The 16,632-nt window shown below is 71.1% G+C and carries 8 protein-coding genes and 1 pseudogene; 3 read left to right on the top strand and 6 right to left on the bottom strand.

All coding sequences use genetic code 11. The annotated features are described in order from the left end of the window. Nucleotides 1-41: 41 nt before the first annotated feature. From ACFFIA_RS23920 to asnB, 5 genes are all read right to left on the bottom strand, one after another. Entirely contained in the window at nt 42-995 is a 954-nt protein-coding gene (locus ACFFIA_RS23920; RefSeq protein WP_377253945.1) for an SCO2522 family protein, read from the bottom strand. Next, a complete protein-coding gene (locus ACFFIA_RS23915) occupies nt 995-1,870 on the bottom strand; it encodes an SCO2523 family variant P-loop protein (protein ID WP_377253943.1) in 876 nt (291 codons plus the stop codon). The genes ACFFIA_RS23920 and ACFFIA_RS23915 overlap by 1 nt, the downstream gene beginning before the upstream one ends. Before the next feature lie 45 nt (nt 1,871-1,915). Further along, entirely contained in the window at nt 1,916-3,769 is a 1,854-nt protein-coding gene (locus ACFFIA_RS23910) for an SCO2524 family protein (RefSeq protein WP_377253941.1), read from the bottom strand. Further along, a complete protein-coding gene (locus ACFFIA_RS23905) occupies nt 3,738-4,682 on the bottom strand; it encodes an SCO2525 family SAM-dependent methyltransferase (RefSeq protein WP_377253939.1) in 945 nt (314 codons plus the stop codon). The genes ACFFIA_RS23910 and ACFFIA_RS23905 overlap by 32 nt, the downstream gene beginning before the upstream one ends. 111 nt (nt 4,683-4,793) lie before the next feature. Then, nucleotides 4,794-6,761, bottom strand: coding sequence for an asparagine synthase (glutamine-hydrolyzing) (gene asnB / locus ACFFIA_RS23900; RefSeq protein WP_377253937.1), 1,968 nt, complete (start codon nt 6,759-6,761; stop codon nt 4,794-4,796). 64 nt (nt 6,762-6,825) lie between these two features. Here asnB and ACFFIA_RS23895 point away from each other — a divergent pair, with 64 nt between their 5' ends. After that, a complete protein-coding gene (locus tag ACFFIA_RS23895) occupies nt 6,826-8,271 on the top strand; it encodes an aminopeptidase P family protein (protein ID WP_377253935.1) in 1,446 nt (481 codons plus the stop codon). Nucleotides 8,272-8,311: 40 nt separating this feature from the next. Here the strand turns inward: ACFFIA_RS23895 and pulA are convergent. Continuing rightward, nucleotides 8,312-11,998 (bottom strand): annotated as a pseudogene (gene pulA / locus ACFFIA_RS23890) (pullulanase-type alpha-1,6-glucosidase); the annotation flags it as partial. Between the two features lie 451 nt (nt 11,999-12,449). On the opposite strand from pulA, the gene ACFFIA_RS23885 reads away from it, so the two are divergent. Next, nucleotides 12,450-13,436: a serine/threonine dehydratase gene (locus ACFFIA_RS23885; RefSeq protein ID WP_377253933.1), complete on the top strand. Its 987-nt coding sequence runs from the start codon at nt 12,450-12,452 to the stop codon at nt 13,434-13,436. A 303-nt stretch (nt 13,437-13,739) separates the two neighbouring features. Continuing rightward, nucleotides 13,740-16,556 (top strand): aconitate hydratase, encoded by a 2,817-nt coding sequence (locus ACFFIA_RS23880; protein ID WP_377253931.1) that lies wholly within the window; start codon nt 13,740-13,742, stop codon nt 16,554-16,556. The last annotated feature ends 76 nt before the right edge of the window (nt 16,557-16,632 follow it).

The raw sequence follows: 16,632 nt of genomic DNA, 5'->3' as shown, positions 1-16,632 counted from the left end.
GTCCGGGCGCGTCCTCGGGGCGTGGTCGGCCGCCGAGCCGGTCAGGTGAAGGCGTAGCTGAGGCGGTCGACCAGCTCGGTGGGGAGCTGCACGCCGTCGCGCTCGGCCGCCTCGCGCAGCTGCCGGCTCACATCCTGGTCGGGCCAGACCTGGCTGAGGATGGTACGCACCCCGATCTCGATCGGCAGGAAGCGGTTGGGCAGGACCGACATCGTCGCGTACGCGCTGAACGGTGCCGCGTTGGGGTTGATCTTGACTACGGCCGGCAGCTCGTCCCAGTCGCCCGGCCAGTCGTCGGTCCACGGCTGCGGCACCGCCACCGGCTCGCCCTCGTTGCGCAGCATGCCGAGCCGCAGCAGCTGCCACACCGCGGCGAGGAACGGGCACGACCAGGTGCGGCCGCCACGCCCCTCGTCCCACAGCTCGATGTCGATGAAGATGGAGTGCCGGTTGGCCGCGTTTTGCGACGGCGGGCGCCACTTGACGACGCTCCCCATGGCCTCCGGCGAGCCGCTCACCGGCGACCGCTGCCCGTTGGAGAGCCAGCCCGACTCGGTCACCGGCGGTCGCGCGCCGTTGGTCTCCGGTGGCGGGTCGGGCACGATGCGCCCCTCGACCAGGCGGGCGAGTGGCACGCCGTCGGCCTTGGCGCAGCCCGACTCGCGGGCCAGATAGTCGATCTCCAGCCCGTTTTCCCGGGCCAGATTCAGCACGTCGGGCACGACCTCGGCCGGCGACTTGAACCGGGTGAAGTAGTCGTCGATGAGGAAGCAGGTGCTGATCCGCGGCCGCTTGCCGGACAGGCGGTCGGCGCAGGTCTGGCGGGCGGCGGCGGCCCACGGCACGACCCGGCGGAACAGCTCGCGCAGCCGCTCCGGCCCCTGCACGAAGTCTTCCATGTAGAGGTGGCCCAGCTCGATCGAGAGGTGCGAGAGCGGCACTCGCTTGACCCGCCGCTCCGCCGCTGCCTCCCGGAAGATGGCATCGGCAGACATCAGAGTGTCACCCACGCGGCTTCTTCGGTCAGTCGCTTGGCGAGCGTCTCGAACGCGTCGATGGTCTCCCGGTTGGCGATCTGCCGGGCGTACACGTCGTTGTCGGAGATCAGCTGCTCGCGCCACTGGAGCACCGGGTCGAGCGGGATCGCGCCGAGCATGGTGGTGCGCCCGACCTTGCGCGAGCTGGCCAGCTCCTGGAGGTCGCGATTGCAGTCGCGGAGCCAGGCGATCTGGGAGGAACGGAGGCCGGCGAGCTCCTCGGAGTTGGGGTCGACCACCGCGGTGCGGACGAAGCGGATCGCATCGCCGAGCGCCTGCGGGTCGTGCCCCCGGTCGCGGCCCACCTCGATGATCCCGCGCTGCCCGAAGACGAGCCCGTTGGCCGCGATGATGTGCTGCCGGGTCCAGCGGTGGAAGACCAGCCAGCGGGCGGTCACCGAACGCATCTCCGGCGCCGCCGTCGCGGCGAGCACCATCTCCGTCGCGTACGACCGGCCGGCGCTCAGGTCGAGCAGGCAGAGGTCGAACTCCTCGTCGAGCCGGCGCAGCAGCCGGATGCAGCGCTTGATCACGTCGTCGTCGATGAAGAACTCGCTGCCCCCGGCGTCACCGGGGTAGAGCACGAGGCGGCCGGCGCCGGGCGGGCGGTGCCGGAGGCTGGGCCGGTCGGACTCGGTCCAGATGTCGAGCGCCACCGGATCCGAGACCCGGCCCTGCATGTACGAGTGGAGCCCGTTGCCCGAGCGGATGCCGCGCGCCGCGGCGTCGACGTTGAAGATCGTGCCGGCGGTGGGCGAGCCGAAGTCGAAGTCGAGGTAGCAGACGTCACTGCCCTGCAGCGAGCGCCGGTAGACGACGTTGCTGCTGGTCACCGATCGCCCGGTGCCGCCCTTGTCAGAAGTCGCGAAGACGAGCACTCAGTCCGCCTCGAACACGTTTTGCCGGGCCGCGGCCAGCCGGTCCAGCTCGCGCAGCACGTCGCTGGCGAGCACGTACGCCGTGCCGGGCCGGTCGCTGAGGAGCTGGCGGGCACGGCGGAGGCTGGCCCGCGCGTTTTGCAGGGCGTGCCGCAGCGCGGGGCCGGCGTCGCTACCGCCGTCGAGCAGCTCGCGGTCGAAGAGGTGGTCGGCCTCGTTGAGCAGCTCGCCGGCGAGGGCCGTGAGCTGGTCGCTGCGGAGCGGGGAACGCCTGACCAGGTTGGCCGCGGCGACAAGGCACTCCACCACGCGCTCGGTGTAGTACCACGACGGGGCGTCGTCGGAGGCGGGTATCTGGCTGAACGCCCCGGACGGCCGATCCCACAGGTCACGGGCGGAGCCGTCGATGAGCCGCCGCTTGACCAGGTGATCCCAGACCAGGTCGGCCTGGCTCAGCAGCCGGCCGCGCAGCTCTGGGTCGCGGACCAGGCCGGCGACCTGGAGCGTGCGCTTGAGCAGCAGCGGCGAGTAGTCGGAGGCGACCCAGGTCAGCTGCGGCCCGCCCAGCTCCTCGCTCCCCTCCAGTTGGAAGGCGAAGCCCGGTGAGTGCAGGGCCAGCGCCAGGTCGTGCTCGATCGGCCGGCGGGTCACCCGGCCGCGGTTGCCCAGCTCTTCGAGGATCCGGCCGACCCGCTCGAGGTCCACGTCGGACCCGCGCCGGCTCTCCAGCTCCTGGACGGTCACCGCGCTCACCAGGAGACTGAGGTAGTCGCCCTCGCGCTCGTCGGTGGTGCGCCACGGGATGTCCTCCAGCGGCCACCGCACCGGGTCGAAGGACGCGATCGTCGCCCAGTACTGCTGGGTGAGGTCCCACCGGATCTGCAACGCTCGCGCCAGCCGCTGCTGCTCCTCGTTGAGCAGGCCGAGGATACGTGTGCGCTCGGAGAAGAGGGCCGCGATGCCGTCGAGGGCCACCACCGTGAAGTACAGGTAGGGGGCGGCCTGTGCCACGCCCTCGCGCTGCACGCCGATGTCGATCCGCTCGTCTTCGAGCGCGATCTCCGGCGCGTTTTTGACGATGCCCCAGGACCAGCCGCACTCGAAGAGGCGGTTGGGGTTGTCGAGGTCGAGCACCTGCTGGGCACCGGAACCGATGGTGACCTCGCGCAGTGTCGCACTGACCTGCCGGAGGGCGCGGCGCAGCGAGTCGACCACCTGCCGGGCCGGCAGCTCGCCCTGGTTGGCCGTGCGCACCAGCGCCTTGCCGAATCCGGCGTCGGCGTCGAAGACCGAGACCGTGAAGCTGCGCAGCAGACCGATCATGGCCGCGGTCAGTCTGGTGCTGGCCAGCCGCTCCAGCGCGTCGACCTCGGAACGGATGTCGTCGCGGCTCAGCTCGGACCGGAAGACCCGCAGGAAACCGATCGTGGCCAGCGTCAGCGTGACCGACATGGCGAAAGAGTCGACCACGTCGAGCGCGGTCTGCGCGTGGGTCGGCTCGCGGTCGCTCTCGGCGCTGCGGAAGTAGCTGTCACCGGAGAAGATCGGCGTGCCGGTCTCGTCGGTGTAGCGCTCCATGTAGTCGGTCAGGACCCGGACCATCCGCCGCGGGATCTCGACCGGGTCGCCGAGCAGGCGCAACGCCGCCGCGACGTCTTCGTCAGTCGCGTTGGGCTGGTCGATCGCGAACGACTCCACCGTGGTCGCCGGAGTCATCAGGCACAGCAACTGCTCCGCGTCGCTGATGGAATTGGCCCGATCTCGACCGCCCCACGTCCACTTGCCGTCCTGGAGGGACGAACGGGCGGTCGCCCGCCAAACCTCAAGTAGCTGCTGCCGCGGCTGCATCCTCATGTGTCGCGACCACCGTCCCGGGGGGCGTCTCCAACGGCTTTCCCGACGCCCTACCCAGAGCAAGAATCATCGTGCCGTGATAGCCCTCGCGCAGAGGCTTCTCACTGAAGACCTGATGCAGCTCAAGGTCAGGAGTCAGGCCGGTCAAGAACTCCTTGACCTGTCCGATGGTAACGGGAACCGCCGGAAAATGACATGCACCAACCTGGTAGCCGACAGAGCCTTCCATGAACGCGGCGGCGAACGGCGCACCGGGTCTGAGGCTTTCCACAAATGCCCGCGTGGCCCGCTCGAACTCGCTCCGGTCGCTGGTCAGGGACTCGGCGACGAAGAACATCGTGCCCACGTCGAAGCGGCTCTTGGGAAGATCGAAAATGCTCGCCTGCCGCACGTCGACCCGCCTGGCCAGCGCCGGTCGCGGGTCGAGGCCGCGCGTGTCGCCGCCGGACGAACGCCGGATGCCGGTCGCCTGCCCCCAGAAGACGTCCCATGTGGAGCGGAACGACCGCAGCTCGTTGCGGAGCCACCGCACGTTGGTCGCGGAGTACTCCCAGAGGGTGATGCGGCGGCAGTACGGCAGCATCGCCAGCGCGGGGTAGAGGTTGGTGCCGGGTCCGACGTCGAGCCCGAGCGCGGTGGGCGGAGCCGCCCGCCGGGTCAGCCGGCGCCAGAGCCTGGTGTGCAGGCCGGGGCGCTCGCCGGCGGGAGGATTCGCCGCGAAATAGGCGGTGATGCGCCTGAGGATCTCCTCGTCGTCGTCACGGAGAGTGCTGTAGTTCTTCTCCCAGTAGGCGTCCGCATCGAACTCGTCCCACGGCGCGTCGCTGTTGCTGACATGTGTCTGGTCGTCCGTGGGGGGCACGGAACCGCTCAGGGCTCCGTCCTCGGCACGGCGAACCGCCGCTGCCTCCATGCTTGACTCTCCTCGATGAGCACCTAAGGGAAACTTTCACCGTACTCCCTACAGATGAAACCTCAGAACCACCAATTTGGGTCTAGGCCAAACGGAGCGAAGCACGGATCTCTATACCGCAGCTCTAACGGCTGGCTTCGTGAGCAGGGCGGACGGGTTTCGCTCGATCCCCGGGTCGATCGTGTGATCAACGAAGACGCCGTACCAGACACAGAAGACCAGTACTGTCCACACCTTGCGGGAATGATCAGCGTCACCCCGCCGGTGCTCTTCGAGCAGGTTCCGCGCGTAGTCGAGGTCGAGCAGGTCGCCGGCGCCCGAGGTGGCCAGGATGTCCCGGGCCCACTCGTACATCTCGTCGCGCAGCCAGACCCGCGTCGGCGTGGGGAAGCCCAGCTTGCGCCGGTTGACGATGGGCGGCGGCACCACGCCGTCGAGGGCGCGGCGCAACGCGTGCTTGGTGGCTGTGGAGCGTGGCGGCAGCTTCAGCTCGACCGGCAGCATCGACGCGACGTCGAAGACCTCCTTGTCCAGGAACGGCACGCGCACCTCCAGCGAGTGCGCCATGGAGATCCGGTCCGCCTTGACCAGGATGTCGCCGCGCAGCCAGGTGTGCAGGTCGACATACTGCATCTTGGTCACGTCGTCGAGCTCGGTGCACTCGGCGTAGATCGGCGCGGTGACGTCGGTGTACCGGACCGAGCCGTCGTTGCGGCGCATGAGGTCGCGCTTCTCCGCCTCGGCGAACATCCGGGCGTTGCCGTAGTACCGGTCCTCGATCCGGGTCGTGCCGCGTTCCAGGAAGCTCTTGCCCTTGACCCCCTGCGGGAGCACCCTCGACACCGCCCGCAGCCCTCGCTGCATCGGGTCGGGCAGGCGCTGCACCGCGTTGAGCGACAGCGGCTCGCGGTAGATCGTGTACCCGCCGAAGAACTCGTCCGAGCCCTCGCCGGAGAGCACCACCGTGACGTGCTCGGACGCCTTCTTCGCCACGAAGTAGAGAGGTACCAGCGACGGGTCGGCGACCGGGTCGTCGAGGTGCCAGACGATCTTCGGCAGCGCATCCATCATGTCCTGCGGCCCGATCACCGTCGGGATCGTGGTGACCCCGAGGTGGCGGGCCGAGTCCTGGGCCACGCTGATCTCGGAGTACCCGTCGACGTCGAAGCCGACCGTGAAGGTCAGGATGCGCGGGTTGAACTCGCGGGCGAGCGCCACGATCGCGGTCGAGTCGATGCCGCTGGAGAGGAAGGCGCCCACCGGTACGTCCGCCCGCATGTGCACGCGCACGCTGTCCCGGAGCGTGTCCCGGATCCGGTCGAACACCTTCTGCTCGTCGTCCACCGGCGCGGGGCGGAAGACCGGGCGGTACCACCGCTCCAGCTCGACGCCGCCGCCGGGCGTCCAGCGGAAGAGCTCGCCCGAGCCGATCCGCTTGATCCCGACGTGCAGGGTCCGCGGCTCCGGCACGTACTGGAGCGTGAGGTAGTGGGAGAGGCTGGCCGCGTCCACCGGGCGCGGGCCGGCGAGCGCGAGCAACGCCTTCTTCTCGGAGGCGAAGTAGACCCCGTCGGCACTGTCCATGTAGTACATCGGCTTGATGCCGAAGTAGTCGCGGGCGCCGAACGCGACCCGCTCCCGCCGGTCCCAGATCACGAAGGCGAACATGCCGCGCAGCCGGTTCAGCACCTGCTCACCCCAGTGGTGGTAGCCAGCCACGACCACCTCTGCGTCGCCCTGGGTCGCGAAGACCGCGCCGCACTCACGGACCAGTTCCTCGCGCAGCTCCAGGTAGTTGTAGATCTCGCCGTTGAAGGTCAGCAGGTAGCGGCCGTCGGCGTACGCCAGCGGCTCGTGGCTCGACTCGACGTCGATGATCGACAGCCGCTTGTGCGCGAAGACCGCGTCGGTGGGCCCCTCGACTGTCTCGTCCGCGCCGGGCGCCCGCGGCGCGGAAACCACCTCTACACCGGTCTCGTCGGGACCGCGATGATGCAGACACTCCAGCGCGCCCGCGACGGCGTCCCGCTGGGTCGCGGCGTCACCGCGCGCAGAGAAGAAGGCCAGAATTCCACACATATATCCCATTCTGGCACCGGGTAACGTCGGATGCTGGGAATCCGGGATTAACGGGAGAGTCAACATGTTCAACGAGGAACCGCGGACCGAGTCACACGACCCCGACTACCCGGACCAGTTGCTGGAATTCATGCGCACCGGCTGGCGCGACGACCCGGTGCCCCTGCCGGAGCGGCCGGAAGCGGTCCTGCACGCCGGCCGCCGCGCCGCGGTCTCCGCCGCCTTCCCCGGCGAGATCGTCGTCGTACCGAGCGGTCCCGAACGGACCCGGGCCAACGACACGGCCTACCTGTTCCGCCCGGGCAGCGACTTCGTCTACCTGACCGGTGACCACGAGCCCGGCAGCGTCCTGATCCTGCATCCCAGCGGCGACGCGGTCCTCTACTCCAAGGCGCGCGCCCCGAGGGAGAGCGACGAGTTCTTCCGCAGCCGCGACGGCGAGCTGTGGGTCGGGCGCCGGCAGACCCTCGACGAGAAGGCCGACGAACTGGCCCTGCGCACCGCGCCGCTGGCCGACCTGGCCGCCGCGCTCGCCGACTGCCCGCCCGGGCGCACTCGCGTGCTGCGCGGCATCGACCCGGCGGTCGACCGGGCGATCCTGCCGTACGACACGGAGGAGGCCGGCGCCCGCGACCGCGCGCTGGCGACGGTGATCGCCGAGCTCAAGCTGGTCAAGGACGAGTGGGAGATCGCCCAACTGCGCGCCGCGATCGACGCGACCGTCCGCGGTTTCGAAGACGTCGCCCGGATCCTTCCCGCCGACCGGGGCGTCTCGGAGCGGCTCGTCGAGGGCGTCTTCGGGCTCCGCGCCCGGCACGACGGCAACGGGGTCGGCTACAGCTCGATCGTCGGCGCCGGCGCGCACGCCACGATCCTGCACTGGGTCCACAACCACGGCACGACCGTCCCGGGCGAGCTGCTGCTGATGGACATGGGCGTGGAGGGGCACCACCTCTACACCGCCGACATCACGCGCACGGTCCCGGTCTCCGGCACGTTCACCCCGCTCCAGCGGCAGGTCTACGACATCGTGTACGCGTCGCAGCAGGCCGGCATCGAGGTGATCAAGCCGGGCGTCAACTTCCGCGACGTACACCTCACCTGCATGCGTGTGCTCGCCGAGGGCCTCGACAGCCTGGGCATCCTGCCGGTGACCGTCGACGAGGCGATGAAGCCCGACTCCACGGTCTACCGCCGGTGGTCGCTGCACGGCTTCGGGCACATGCTCGGCATCGACGTGCACGACTGCGCGCGGGCGGCCAAGGACAAGTACCGGGAGGGCGACCTCGCCGAGGGGTACGTGCTGACCGTCGAGCCGGGCCTGTACTTCCAGCCCGAGGACGACCTGGTCCCGGCCGAGCTGCGCGGCATCGGCGTGCGGATCGAAGACGACGTGCTGGTCACCGCCGACGGCGCGGTCAACCTCTCGGCCGGCCTCCCGCGCCGCTCCGACGAGGTGGAGGCGTGGCTGGCCGCGCAGCGCGAGGCGGGCTTCCGCCTCCCCGGCTGACCAGGCGGGCCCGCCGCCCGGTGGCGGCGGGCCCCAGCGGTCAACCCGGCGTGAAGACCGCGACGCTGCGCGCCGGCACCGTGAACGTGCCGGTGCCGCGGTCGAAGCTCGCCGTCCGAAGCAGCGGGTCGGCGGAATGGCGCAGGATCGGATGCAACGCGGCGGTGGCCCCGCGCATGGCGGGCACGGTCTGCGTCACGGTCGCCTTCGTGGCGTTGAAAACCACCGTCACCGCGCCGCCGCCGAGCTGCATCGTGATCACGCCGGGCGTCTCCCCCGGCCCGGAGAGCGGAAACGTCAGCCGCTTCCGCACCTCCGCGGCCGTACCGAGGGAGAAGAGCGGTGAGGAGGCGCGGATCCGCAGCAGCTCGGCGTACCGCGCCTCGGCCAGCCCGACCGCCGCGCAGTCCGGTACGAGCGCCGGGTCGGCCAGCAGCGGCCGGGCGTACGGCCACTTGTCCTGGTTGTCCGCCGCCGGCGGGAGTCCGGCGCCGAAGCCGTTGCCGTCCGCGCAGTCCCAGCGGATCTGGTTGAACCAGTCCCCCGAGTTGTACGAGTTGCGGTCCAGCGACTTCGAACGCAGCCGCTCCGAGCCGGCGGTCACGAAGCCAACGCCCTGGCCGAGTACGACCGTGGCGAGCGCCAGCACCTGCATGCGTGCCCGGTCGGTCGGGCCGGTCGCCTGCGGCAGCTTGTACGCGAGCGCGTCGTACAGGATCTCGTTGTCGTGCGCGTCGACGTACGTGACCGCCTCGCCGGGCGCCGCGGTGTAGCCGGCCGGCGAGCCGTTGTAGTCGACCTCCGCGCCGGTCACCACCTCGCCGGAGGAGGCGGTGAAGCGGTAGCCGGCCAGGTTGCCGGTGAGCCCGACCTTGATCTGGTCCTGCTGGTGCAGCAGGCGGGCCCGCTGCTCCTCCGGCGAGCCGTTGACCGGGTCGCCGTTGGGGTCGGTGAAGAGCCCGGAGGCGAAGCCCTGCTGGCGCGGATTGGCGTCGAACGGGCCACCGCCGCGGACCGCGTCGCGCAGCCGGTCGTTGAACGTGGCGACGCCGGTGCCGGCCATGTTGGCCTGGGTCGCCTGGACGAACCGCGCTCCCCCGGCCACCTCGCCGAAGTCCCAGCCCTCGCCGTAGAGCAGGATCGCCTTGCCGTCCACGCCGTCGCGCCGCTGCGTGAGCCGGTCCAGCGCCTCTCGGACCGCGAGGATGTTGGCGCGAGGATGGTGGCCCATCAGGTCGAAGCGGAAACCATCCACTTTGTACTGGCGGGCCCAGGTGACCACCGAGTCGACCACGAGCTTGCCCATCATCGCGTGCTCGGGCGCGGTGTTGGCGCAGCAGGTGGAGTTGGCGACCGCGCCGTCCGGCAGGAGCCGGTGGTAGTAGCCGGGCACGATCTGGTCGAGCACCGAGCGATCGTCCACACCGGACGCCGACGTGTGGTTGTAGACAACGTCCAGCACCACGCGCAGCCCGCTGGCGTTGAGCGCGCCGACCATCTCCCGAAACTCCCGGGTCCGCGCGGCCCCCTCCGGGTCGACCGCGTACCCGCCCTCGGGCACCGTGTAGTGCAGCGGGTCGTAGCCCCAGTTGTAGCCGTCCCGGTCGGCGACCTCGGCGACACACGCCTGCTGCTTGTCCGAGTCGGGCGGGAGCGCCGGCAGGTCGCACGGGGGCGCCGCCTGGTCGGCCCGGCGCTCCGGGATCGTGGCGAAGTCGAACGCGGGCAGCAGGTGCACGTGGGTCACCCCGGCGTCCGCGAGCTTCCTCAGGTGCGCCGCGCCCGCTCCCGCACCGGAGAAGGCGGCATAGGTCCCACGCCGCGAAACCGGTACGGACGCGTCGGCGATGGAGAAGTCGCGCACCGAGAGTTCGGTGATGTGGGTACGCGTCGCGGGCACCGCCGCCGGCTTGCGCAGCCGATCCCAGCCCGGCGGGGCGAGCGCCGGGTCGGCCAGGTCGGCGACGAGGCTGTGCGTCGAGTCGGCGGCGAGCGCGACCGAGTACGGGTCGGTGACCGAGGCGGTGACGATCCGCTGGGCGGCCGGCTGCCACGCCTCGACCCGGAACTTGTAGTACTTCCCCCGCCAGGGGCCGGTGGCCGACCAGACCCCCGACCGGTCGTCGCGGCGCATCGGGGCGAGCCGCGGGCTGCCCGAGGGCGTGTCGTAGACCTCCAGCACCACCGACCGGGCGGTCGGCGCCCACACGGCGAGCGTGGCCCGGTCGCCCTTCACGGTCGGGCCGAGGGTCGCCTTGGTGGCCGCGCCGGCGTACACGTCGTCGATCACGCCCGGGATCTGCACGCCGGTCGCGGCGATCAGCCTGCCCTCGTGGTCGCGCTCGGTCACGACGAGCTGCCCGCGCAGGGCGTCGGCGGCCCTGGCCTGGTCCTTCTTGGACAGTGTCAGGACCTGGTACTGCCACAGGTGCGGGAACCGCTCCCGCTGCGCCTCGGTCAGCCCGCCCCGCCGGGCGGTGAGCGGGATGCGCGTGTACTCCCCGGCCAGCTCGCCGTCCACGATTGAGAGGCCGCCGGCCGGCGCGACCGCCAGTTCGTACCGCTTGCCGTCGGTCGAGGCGATCTGCCAGGCGACGCTGCCCCGGTCGATCCAGTGCGCCCGCGACCTGGCGAGGTCCTTGTCCCCGCCCTCCGTCACCGGTACGGGCAGCAGCCGCTTCGGCGTCGCGGCGAGCAGCCACGCCTCCCGGCCGGCACTGGCGAAGTCGAGCCGCTGGTCGTCCGGGAGGTCCTTCGTGTCTCCCTTGTGGATGATGTAGCTGAGCCCGGAAGCACCGCTGGCGAGCGGCACGCGAAACGTCACGCCGAACTCGTCCCGCGCCGCCGGCGGCAGCGGGCTGGCCCAGTCGGTCGGGCTGGCCGCGCCGTCCCACACGTGCAGCCCCCAGCCGTCATACGGATCTCCGGCCGTAGGGCACAGGGCGGAAAGGCAGTCGCCGGCTGGCCGCCGGTAGTGCAGGATCGCCACGCCCTCCTCCACCGGCGGCGGGTCGTGGCTGGTCGCCACCGCCGGGTCGCCCTGCCGGATCCAGACCTCGCCGTGCTGGGTCACGTCGACGAAGCGGTCCGCCTCGACGTCCTTCACGCCGTCCTTGTCCACCACGAGGAAGCCGACGCTCTTCGCGCCCGGCTTGAGCCTGACCCAGGCGAAGCGGCCGTACGCGTCCTCGCCGGCGAACGGCTGCCCGGCCGGCCACTGGGTCTGCCAGGCCGGATCGATGTCGCCCCACGCGTAGAGGCCCCAGTCGGCGTAGTCGCCGGCGGGGCGGTCGTAGTGCACGACCAGCCAGTCCCGGCTGCCGCCCCGCGGCGGCGTGGCCACGCTCGACCGGGATCGCACCGACGCCGTCCTCCCCTCGCTGTCCCGGACGACCGCACGGTATTCCAGCTCCGCGCCACCGGGCAGGCCGCCCAGGTCGTGGTGGACGCGGTAGGGCGCGCGCCGGGCCGTGCCGAGCTCCGTCCACTCACCATCGTCCACGCGTGCGGAGAACGTCACCGTGCCCAGCGGGTCACCGGTGACCTCGGCCACCACCTCGGCGCGGGTCGCCACCGGCGCGGTGGGTGAGGTGAGGGTGACCGCCGGAGCCGCCCCGGCCGGGATCGGCGCGGCAGCGCGGAACGCCGTGGCCGACAGCGGGGGCACCGTGATCGTCAACCGGCCGCCGCCCGTCGCGCTCCCCTGCCCGTACACCTTCGTGAAGGAGCGGGCCACGTACCCGCGGGCCGCCTCCTGGAACGGGAAGTCGAGGGTCGCCGGCAGCTCACCCTGGCGTACATAGGCGGAGGTGACCTCGGCACCTTGACCCGCGCGTCGGCCTCGTTCTGGGACACCGGCGCGTAGGGGAAGCTCGTCTTCGCGTCCACCTCGGGGAACGACCGCGTCCCGGCGGCGTGGTCGTTGTGCCGGTCACCGTTGGCGAAGCGGTCCGGAAGCATGAAGTAGAACTGCTCCGCTTTCGCGGTGATCTCGTGCTTCGCTGGTAGCGATGCTCTTTCCGGCCCGGCGCTCACCGGGGCGGCGCTGACGAGAAGTGCGGACACGGCGACGAAGGACAGCAGGACGGTTCGTTTCATCGACGGCCTTCCTGGTTCGCGGGGTGCCCGCACGCTAGCTCTTGCAGAAAGCTTCTGCAAGATTTTGCAAGGAGAGTCGGATGGTCGAAATGGTGCTGCCCGTCGCCGGGGACATCGCGTCCGCCGCCGGCCGGATCGCGCCGTACGCGCGGCGCACGCCCGTCTTCCCCGCGGTCGTAGACGGGCGGCCGGTGACGTTCAAGCTGGAACACCTGCAGCTCACAGGGACGTTCAAGGTGCGCGGCGCACTCAACGCCCTCCTCGCGGGCAACGGCTCCGGCGGTGGCGGGTCGGCCGCCTCCGCGCCGGGCGGCGGTCGCGCGCCCGCGGCGTCCACATCGGGCGGCGGCGCGCCCGTGGTCTCCGCCTCCGGCGGGAACCACGGCCTCGGCGTGGCGACCGCCGCCGCCCGGCTCGGCGTCCCCGCCACCATCTACGTGCCGGAGAACGCGCCGCCGGACAAGACCGCGCGCATCGCCTCCTCCGGCGCCACGGTGGTCCATCATGGCCAGCGGTACGCCGAGGCCGACGCCGCCGCCCGCGCCCACGCCGACCGCGACGGCCTGCGCTACCTGCCCGCGTACGACCACGCCGACGTGGTCGCCGGCCAGGGCACGGTCGGCCGCGAGATCGCCATGCAGGCGCCCGAGTGCGACACGGTGGCGGTGGCGGTGGGCGGCGGCGGGCTCATCGCCGGCCTGGCACTCGCCTCCGCGCCGGGCACCACCGTCGTCGGCGTCGAACCGGAGGGGTGCGCCTGCCTCCACGCCGCCATGGCCGCCGGCGAGCCGGTCGACAGCCCCGTCGACTCGGTCGCCTCCTCCGCCCTGGGCGCCACGCGCGTGGGCCGCATTCCGTACGCCATCCTCCGCGACGCGGACCTGCACCTGGCCCTTGTCGACGACGCCCAGATCCTCGCCGCCCGCGACCGCCTGTGGGACGAGTTCCGCCTGGCCGTCGAGCCCGCGGCCGCCGCGCCCTTCGCCGCCTGGCAGGCCGGCCTCGTTCCCGGTGACCATCCGTGCATCGTCCTTTGTGGAGCGAATGCGCCCTGGTCGACGGCGTAGGCGTCCGCCCGCCCTGGCCGGCCGCGGGCCTTCGCCGTCCCCCTTTGCGCGGCCCTGGCGGGGCTCCGGAACGCGGGACGCGCCCGCACATCCGGCGAGACGGGGCAAACCCCCAGAACCATCGGCGAGACCACGATCACGCCATGGGCAGGCGGGCACCGGGGGACCAGCCGGGCCCGGGGCAGGGTAAGCTTGCTCACGGCAGCAAGACGGACGTACGGTTTCTTAGGGCTGCCTTACCTCGGTGGATCGAAACCGGGTGCGAAAGACTGGCATGGACGAAACGGCAGGAGGGAGTACGACGTGGCGAGTCTCGACAGTTTCGGTGCCAAGAGCCGGCTCGACGTCGGTGACGCGAGCTACGAGATCTTCACGGTCGACAAGGTTGAGGGGCACGAGCGCCTTCCGTACAGCCTGAAGATCCTGCTCGAAAACCTCCTCCGCACCGAAGACGGCGCCAATATCACCGCCGACCACATCCGCGCCCTCGGGAGTTGGGACCCGGCGGCGGAGCCGAGCGTCGAGATCCAGTTCACGCCCAGCCGGGTCCTGATGCAGGACTTCACCGGCGTGCCCTGCGTCGTCGACCTCGCCACCATGCGCGAGGCCGTGCGCGAGCTGGGCGGCGACCCCACCAAGGTCAACCCGCTGGCGCCGGCCGAGCTGGTCATCGACCACTCCGTCATCGCCGACCTGTTCGGGCGCGAAGACGCCTTCGTCCGCAACGTCGAGCTGGAGTACCAGCGCAACCGCGAGCGCTACCAGTTCCTGCGGTGGGGGCAGACGGCCTTCAACGAGTTCAAGGTGGTCCCGCCCGGCACCGGCATCGTCCACCAGGTCAACATCGAATACCTCGCGCGCACCGTCATGGAACGCAACGGCATCAGTTCTCCGGGCGTAACTCATAGCCCGGAAAGGACGGCCTACCCGGACACGGTCGTCGGCACGGACTCGCACACGACGATGGTCAACGGTCTCGGCGTGCTCGGCTGGGGCGTCGGTGGCATCGAGGCCGAGGCCGCGATGCTGGGCCAGCCCGTGTCGATGCTGATCCCCCGCGTGGTCGGCTTCAAGCTGCACGGCGAGGCGCCGGCCGGCACCACCGCCACCGACCTGGTGCTCACGATCACCGAGATGCTGCGCAAGCACGGCGTGGTGGGCAAGTTCGTGGAGTTCTACGGGCCGGGCGTGGCCGCGGTGCCGCTGGCCAACCGGGCGACGATCGGCAACATGTCCCCGGAGTACGGCTCGACCGTCGCCATCTTCCCGATCGACGACGAGACGATCCGCTACCTCCAGCTGACCGGACGCGGCGAGCAGCAGGTGGCGCTCGTCGAGGCATACGCCAAGCGGCAGGGCATGTGGCACGACCCCGACGCCGAGCCCGCCTACTCGGAGCGCCTGGAGCTCGACCTCTCCACGATCGAGCCGTCGCTGGCCGGCCCCAAGCGCCCGCAGGACCGCGTGCCGCTGGGCAGCGCGAAGACGCTCTTCCGGGGAGCCCTGACAAACTACGTGACCCACGAGGAGGGCGCCGCCGACGAGGCGTCCGCCGAGTCGTTCCCGGCCAGCGACCCGCCGGCGCCGGGCCACGCCGACGACCCGGCCGACCGCCCGCGCGACCTCATCTCGGCCGCCGCCGGCGCCAACGGGCGCTCCTCCAACCCCATCCGGGTCACCAGCGAAGACGGCAACGTGTTCGAGCTCGACCACGGCGCGGTGGTGATCGCGGCCATCACCTCGTGCACCAACACCTCCAACCCGCAGGTGATGATCGGGGCCGCGCTGCTCGCCCGCAACGCCGTCGACAAGGGACTGTCCCGCAAGCCGTGGGTGAAGACCACGCTCGCGCCGGGGTCCAAAGTGGTCATGGACTACTACGAGCGGGCCGGCCTCACGCCCTACCTGGAGAAGCTCGGCTTCCACCTGGTCGGCTACGGCTGCACCACCTGCATCGGCAACTCCGGCCCGCTGCCCGAGGAGATCTCGGCGGCGGTCAACGAGGCCGACCTCAGCGTGGTCTCGGTGCTCTCCGGCAACCGCAACTTCGAGGGGCGCATCAACCCCGACGTGAAGATGAACTACCTCGCGTCGCCGCCGCTCGTGGTCGCGTACGCGCTGGCCGGCACGATGGACATCGACCTCGCCAACGAGCCGATCGGCACCGGGTCGGACGGGCAGCCGGTCTACCTCAACGACATCTGGCCCAGCCCCGCCGAGATCGAAGACGTCATCGCCAAGGCGATCGCCAGCGACATGTTCACCCGCGACTACGCCGACGTCTTCGCCGGCGACGAGCGGTGGCAGTCGCTGCCCACGCCGACCGGTGACACGTTCGCGTGGGACAGCGAGTCGACGTACGTGCGCAAGCCCCCCTACTTCGAGGGCATGGCGCCGCAGCCGGCACCGGTCTCCGACATCTCCGGCGCGCGCGTGCTCGCCCGCCTCGGCGACTCGGTGACCACCGACCACATCTCGCCCGCCGGCTCGATCAAGCCGGACTCGCCCGCCGGCAAGTACCTCGCCTCGCACGGGGTCGCCCGGCACGAGTTCAACTCGTACGGCTCGCGGCGCGGCAACCACGAGGTGATGATCCGCGGCACCTTCGCCAACATCCGGCTCCGCAACCAGCTCGTGCCCGGCGTCGAGGGCGGCTTCACGGTCAACCACCTCACCGGCGAGGAGGCCACGATCTACGACGCCTCCGTCGCCTACCAGGAGGCCGGCATCCCGCTGGTCATCCTGGCCGGCAAGGAGTACGGTTCCGGCTCGTCCCGCGACTGGGCGGCCAAGGGCACCATGCTCCTCGGCGTGCGGGCGGTGATCGCCGAGTCGTACGAGCGCATCCACCGCTCCAACCTCATCGGCATGGGCGTGCTGCCGCTCCAGTACCCGACCGGGGAGACCGCCGAGTCGCTGGGGCTGGAGGGCACCGAGACGTACACGATCACCGGTGTCGAGCAGCTCAACGAGGGCACCACGCCGCGCACGGTCAAGGTGACCACCGACGCGGGCGTGGAGTTCGACGCGGTGGTGCGGATCGACACGCCCGGCGAGGCCGACTACTACCGGCACGGCGGCATCCTCCAGTACGTACTCCGGAAGATGCTCGCCAGCTGAGCCACCGATCAGCGTGGGGCCCGGTCGCGACGGCGACCGGGCCCTTCTGTTTCCGGCACGGCGAATCTCAGGCACT

Origin of the sequence: Phytohabitans kaempferiae, from assembly GCF_042433955.1 — a bacterium.
Classification (GTDB): Bacteria; Actinomycetota; Actinomycetes; order Mycobacteriales; family Micromonosporaceae; genus Phytohabitans; species Phytohabitans kaempferiae.
This window is presented reverse-complemented; position numbering and strand designations above follow the sequence as displayed.

Coding starts and splice junctions, on each gene's coding strand:
- ACFFIA_RS23895 (WP_377253935.1), top strand. CDS start 6,826: ATGTTCAACGAGGAACCGCGGACCGAGTCACACGACCCCGACTACCCG.
- ACFFIA_RS23920 (WP_377253945.1), bottom strand. CDS start 995: ATGTCTGCCGATGCCATCTTCCGGGAGGCAGCGGCGGAGCGGCGGGTC.
- ACFFIA_RS23885 (WP_377253933.1), top strand. CDS start 12,450: ATGGTCGAAATGGTGCTGCCCGTCGCCGGGGACATCGCGTCCGCCGCC.
- ACFFIA_RS23910 (WP_377253941.1), bottom strand. CDS start 3,769: ATGAGGATGCAGCCGCGGCAGCAGCTACTTGAGGTTTGGCGGGCGACC.
- ACFFIA_RS23905 (WP_377253939.1), bottom strand. CDS start 4,682: ATGGAGGCAGCGGCGGTTCGCCGTGCCGAGGACGGAGCCCTGAGCGGT.
- asnB (WP_377253937.1), bottom strand. CDS start 6,761: ATGTGTGGAATTCTGGCCTTCTTCTCTGCGCGCGGTGACGCCGCGACC.